At 76.9% G+C, this 5525-nt stretch carries 5 protein-coding genes; 3 read left to right on the forward strand and 2 right to left on the reverse strand.

Going from position 1 to position 5525, the window contains the following annotated elements; translation table 11 throughout:
• Positions 1–417 (forward strand): maleylpyruvate isomerase N-terminal domain-containing protein (locus H1A17_RS33205; RefSeq protein ID WP_194823735.1); only part of this gene is annotated, 417 nt, incomplete at its 5' end.
• 136 nt (positions 418–553) lie between these two features.
• On the opposite strand, the gene H1A17_RS33210 is transcribed toward H1A17_RS33205, so the two are convergent.
• Positions 554–1768, reverse strand: a complete 1215-nt coding sequence (locus H1A17_RS33210) for a low temperature requirement protein A (RefSeq protein WP_194823736.1) — start codon at positions 1766–1768, stop codon at positions 554–556.
• Between the two features lie 134 nt (positions 1769–1902).
• Here H1A17_RS33210 and H1A17_RS33215 point away from each other — a divergent pair, with 134 nt between their 5' ends.
• Both H1A17_RS33215 and H1A17_RS33220 read left to right on the forward strand, forming a co-directional pair.
• Positions 1903–2922 carry an LLM class F420-dependent oxidoreductase gene (locus H1A17_RS33215; RefSeq protein ID WP_194823737.1) on the forward strand — a complete coding sequence of 340 codons (1020 nt, stop codon included), beginning with the start codon at positions 1903–1905 and terminating at the stop codon, positions 2920–2922.
• A 1-nt stretch (position 2923) separates the two neighbouring features.
• A complete protein-coding gene (locus H1A17_RS33220; RefSeq protein WP_194823738.1) occupies positions 2924–3733 on the forward strand; it encodes an SDR family oxidoreductase in 810 nt (269 codons plus the stop codon).
• Between the two features lie 148 nt (positions 3734–3881).
• Here H1A17_RS33220 and H1A17_RS33225 read toward each other — a convergent pair.
• The coding region (locus H1A17_RS33225; RefSeq protein ID WP_194823739.1) for a transglutaminase domain-containing protein at positions 3882–5525 on the reverse strand (1644 nt) is incomplete at its 5' end.

Raw genomic sequence — 5525 nt, forward strand, 5'->3', positions numbered from 1 at the left:
CGCGGTCCCGCCGCCCCGACCGGGTCCACGGAGGCGGCGGCGACCGCGGCGGCCTTCACCGCCGCCTGGCGGGCGACCGACGCGGCGGTGCGTGCGCACCCCGCCGACCGGGTCGTCCGGACCCGCCACGGCGACCCGATGGCGGTGCACGAGTTCCTGCTGACCCGCGTGGTGGAGGTCGGCGTGCACGGGCTGGACCTGGCGGTGGCGCTGCACCGCGAGCCGTGGCTCACCCCCGCCGCCGCGCGGGTGATCGCCGGCCTGTTCACCGGGGGACTACCGGTCCCGGACGGGCTCGGCTGGGACCTCCTCACCCTGGTCCGCAAGACCACCGGCCGGGCCCCGCTCACTCCCGCCGAGCGGCGGATCATCACGGCGCAACCCTGGCCCCACCTGTCCCTCACCACCCCCACCTGACCCACCCCCCGCGCTGCTGTGCCCCGGTGATCAAGAGGTTTACGTCAATTCTGATCACCAAGGTGACGCGAACCTCTTGATCACCGGGGCCAGGCCCACCCCCGGCGGGGCGGGTGGAGGCGGGTGGGGTGGGTGGTTACAGGGGTGGGGCGGGGGGTTCCGGGGGGCGGCCCCGGGCCCGGCGGGCGTCGGCCGCCGCGACCCCGCCGAGCACCAACGCGGCCACCGTGGCGGAGACCAGCGGCACCACGTGCAGCAGCAGCGGGAAGAGCACGACCAGCAGCGCCGCCGCGAGCCACCGCGACGGCGACACCCGGCCGAAGACCTCGTACTCGAAGCGGGCGCGGGCGAGCAGGAAGAGCACCGGACCGCCCACCACCAGCACCACCCACGCCGCCTCCGGGGAGGTGAGCGGATGCTCGATGGTCAGCTCGTACCCGATCGCCGTACCGACCAGCCCCACCACCATCGCCAGGTGGGTGTCCGCCGCCGAGCGGCCGGTGTCCGACGGGTGCCGGGACCGCACCACCGCCTCGGCGAGCACCTGCCCGGCCCGCTGCACGTAGATCCGCCACAGCAGCACCGAGGTCACCAGCGCCACCGCGAACGCACCGGTCCGGGCCGGGTCGAACGGACCCGTGCTGTACGCCAGCCCGCCCACCAGGATCGTCTCGCCCAACGCGACCAGGAAGAACTGCTGGTACCGCTCGGCCAGGTGTTCCCCGGCGACGTCCCAGCGGCTCGCCCTCGACCGGCCCAGCCCCGGCACGGGCCACCCGAACCGGGCGGCCAGGTACTCCAGGACCAGCGCCAGCGCCCAGAGCAGACCCCGGGGGGTGGGCGACAGGAACGCCCCGGTCAGCCACAGCACCCCGGTCGCGGCGAAGGTGAGGAGCATGCGCAGCTTGAGCCGCCGGTACTCGTGGCTGCCGAGGGCCAGCAGCAGCAGACCCGGCCGGGACACCTGCGTCAGCACGTACGCCACCGCGAACGCCAGGCCGGTGGAGGTGAACGCGCGGGGGATCGCCACCCCCATCACCATGCTGCCGATCAGGGCGGTGATCACCACGAACTGGAGCCAGCCGTGGTGCGGGTCGTACCGGCTGGTCGTCCACGCGGTGCCCTGCCAGACCGCCCAGAGCGCGAGCAACAGCAGCAGCGTCTTGACGCCCCCGGTGACCGGGGACCAGCCGGTGGTGCCGCCGGGCTCCAGGGCCAGGTCCTCGAAGGCGCGGAACGAGATCCGGGTGAGCGCGAAGACGTACACCAGGTCGAAGAAGAGTTCCAGGAACGTGGCCCGCTGGGCCGATCCGGTACGCCGCAGCGGGGCGGCCCCGTCGCCACCCGTCATGATCGTCGGCAGTCGCCGTCGGCCCGGCCCACCAGGGGTTCGTAGCATCCCGGGCGGCTGCGGCGGCGGGCATCGCCGAATCCACCCCGGTTCCGGCCTTGTTCCGGCCGGGGCGAGCGGGCACGATCGACCGGATGACGAACCGATGGGGCTTCACCGTGCCGCTGACCGGTGTCCCGCTCGCCGAGCACGCCGCCGGCTACGCGGCCCTGGCGGAGGCCGGTTTCACCGACGTGTGGTCGTCGGAGGTCAACGGCACCGACGCGTTCACCCCGCTGGCGCTGGCCGCCGCCTGGCAACCCGGGCTGCGGCTCGGCACCGCGATCACCCCCGCCTTCACCCGGGGGCCGGGCCTGCTGGCGATGAGCGCGGCGGCGCTGGCCGAGGCCGCCCCGGGCCGGTTCGCCCTCGGCATCGGCGCGTCGTCCCCGGTGGTGGTGGGGGACTGGAACGGGATTCCGTACACCGAGCCGTTCCGGCGCACCCGTGACCTGCTGCGGTTTCTCAGGCCGGCGCTGCGGGGCGAGACGGTCGACGGGGCGTTCGACACGTTCCGGGTGCGCCGGTTCACCCTGGAACGCCCGCCGGCCAGCCCACCGCCGCTGCTGCTGGCCGCCCTGCGTCCGGGGATGCTGCGGCTGGCCGCCGCCGAGGCCGACGGGGTGATCCTCAACTGGCTGGCCGCCGACGACGTCGCGCAGGCCCTCGCCGAGCTGACCGGGCGCGGCCCCGGCTTCGAGGTGGTCGCCCGGATCTTCGTCTGCCCCACCGAGGACGCCGGCTACGCCCGTACCCTCGGCCGGCGGCTGATCACCAGCTACCTCACCGTCCCCGCGTACGCCGAGTTCCACCGCTGGCTGGGGCGGGAGGCGGTGCTCGGCCCGGTCTGGGCGGCCTGGGCCGCCGGTGACCGGCGGGCCGCCGCCGCGGCCGTGCCCGACGAGGTGGTCGACGCGCTGATCCTGCACGGCTCGCCCGAGCACTGCCGCGACCAGGTCCGCCGCTACGCCGACGCCGGGGTGGACGTGCCGGTGCTGGCCCTGCTGCCCACCCCGGAGGTGACCGCCGGCGGGGCCGTCGCCCTGGGTGAGCTGATCAGCCGGCTGGGCCCGCCGTCGGCGGTGGACGCCGGGCGGCCGGCGGAACGGGGCTGAGATGAACCTGACCGACCGGGTGGTGGTGATCACCGGGGGAGCGGGGGGCATCGGCGCGGCGCTGGCTCGCCGCTTCGCCGCCGAGGGGGCCGCCGCCGTCGTCCTGGCCGATCTCGACGCCCGCGCGACCGCCACGGTGGCCGAGGCGGTCGGCCCGGTCGCCCGGGGGGTCGCCGTCGACGCCGCCGACGAGGGCCAGGTCCGCGACCTGGTCGCCGACACCGAGCGACGGTACGGCCGGATCGACCTGTTCTGCGCCAACGCGGGCGTGGCCACCGGCGTCGGTATCGAGGCCCCCGACGCCGACTGGGACCGCGCCTGGCGGGTCAACGTGCTCGCCCACGTGTACGCCGCCCGCGCCGTGCTGCCCGGCATGCTGGCCCGGGGCGGCGGCCACCTGATGCACACCTGCTCGGCGGCCGGGGTGCTGACCGCCGTCGGCGACGCCCCGTACACCGCCACCAAGCACGCGGCGGTCGGGTTGGCCGAGTGGCTGGCGGTCACCTACCGGGACCAGGGCATCCGGGTCAGCGCGTTGTGCCCGCAGGGGGTGGACACCCCGATGCTCGCCGACGGGCTGGCCACCGGCCACCTGGCCGCCCGGGTGGTCGCCGCCTCCGGCCCGGTGCTCACCCCCGACCAGGTCGCCGACGCGGCGGTCGCCGGGCTCGCCGAGGAACGTTTCCTCATCCTGCCCCACCCCGAGGTCGCCGGGTACGCGGTGCGCCGCGCCGAGGACCCGGACGGCTGGCAGGCCGGCCTGCGCAAGCTGGTCCGCCGGCTACGCGCCACCGGCCCACCACCGGCGTAGCCGGCCCGGCCCACCACGATCCGGTCCGGGCCGCCGGGGTCCGGTTCCGCGTCGCCAGGGTCCGGCCCACGGTCGAGGTGGTCCCGTCCCGCCACCGTCCGGTCCGGCGGGCCTCACCGTGCCCCGGTTTCCGGGGGCAGGGAACCGGTCAGCGGGGCCAGCGCAGGGGGCCGGGGTGTGCCGACCAGAGCAGCCGCCGCCAGCGGGGCCGGGCCGCCCGCAGCGCCGCCGCGTAGCCCACGGCGACGTCCCGGGCCCGGTCGGCCTGGGCGTCGGTCAGCGTGCCCGGCGCGAAGGCCGCCTGGTTGAGCAGCCCGGCCAGTTCCGCCAACCCCACCGGGTCCGCACCGGGGTCACCGGTGCCGGCATCCCCGGCGGGGCGGGAACCGCTGGCCCGGCCGGTGTCCTCGGCGAGGGCGCGGCGGGCCCGGTCGGCGACCTCGGTGGCGGAGAGGTCCCCGCCGACCGGCCGTCCCGACAGTCGCAGCGCGTCGGTGGTGTGCCGCCACGCGCCGCCCACCCGGGTCCCCGGGTCGCCCCTGCTCAACCGGGCGCGGGTCTGCGCCCGGCGGCACCCGACCAGCCCGGCGAGGACCAGCCCCGCCAGCAGCAACCCACCGGCGCCGAACCCCACCAGCAGCGGCGTCGGCCCGCCGCGCTCCCCGCTGCTCCGGCCCGGCGTGGCCGCCGCCGGTGGGGTGGCCGGTGGGGTCCCGGTCGGCTCGGGCACCTCCGACGGCGGCGGGCTCGGCGGGGCCGGCCGGAAGTCGTCCTCCACCGGCCGGGGCGCGGTGTCCGGGCGGGGCCGGGGGTCGAACGGCACCCACCCCACCCCGGCGAAGAGCACCTCCGGCCAGGCGTACGCGTCGGCGGCCCGTACCGGCCCGTCGCCCCGGGCGGTGAACCCGACCACCACCCGGGTCGGCAGGCCGGTCAACCGGCCCAGCACCGCGAAGGCGGCGGCGAACTGCTCCGAGGTGCCCCGCTGGCCGCCGCCACCGCGCGGCCCGAACAGGAAGAACTCCAGATTCGGGTACGCGTGCCCGCTCGGCGCGTCCGCCACCAGCCGGTAGTGCTCGGCGAGGAACTGCTCCACCGCCGCGGCCCGCGCGTACGGGGCGCCGTTCTCCTCGGCCAGGTGGGTGGCGAGCCGGCGTAACCGTTCCGGTGTCCCGTCGGGTACCCGCAGCACCCGGGCCACCTGCGCCCCGGCCGGTACGTCGGCGGTGGCGAGCAGGTTCGCGTCCAGCCGTTCCCGCGCCGAGGTGACCGTGTACCTCAACCCCGGGGTCAGCCCCTCCGGCCGGATCAACGTGCCGCTCTGCGGGTCGTACGCCACCCGGGCCCCGTCGACCGTGCGGGGGGTGGCCACCGCGGGCAGCAGCCGGCCGGTCAACCCGGCCACGGTGATCTCCTGCCGGACGACGTCCGTCGCCTGCGGGTCACCGCCGGGCAGGACCCGACCGGCGGTGCGGTAGGTCGCCCCGACCCGCCAGGTCACCCCGTCGTAGTCGCTGAGCACGGCCAGCCGGATCGTGGTCGGCCCATCGCCCGAGCCCCGGGTCGACACGTCCAGCAGCTTCTGCTGCGGCTCCAACGCCCAGCCGGAGATCCGGATCAGCGGGTTCTCGTCCAGCGACTCCACCCGGGGCGGCGGCACGTAGCGGCGCGGGTCGACCGGCCGGTCGTCGATCCGACCGGCGAGGGCCGGCCCGAGCAGCGCGGCCGACCCGACCACCACCGCCACCCCGGCGGCGGAGACCACCGTCGCCCGGGCGCGCACCGGGCCGCG

This window comes from Micromonospora sp. S-DT3-3-22 (genome assembly GCF_015354745.1).
Lineage (GTDB): Bacteria > Actinomycetota > Actinomycetes > Mycobacteriales > Micromonosporaceae > Micromonospora > Micromonospora wenchangensis.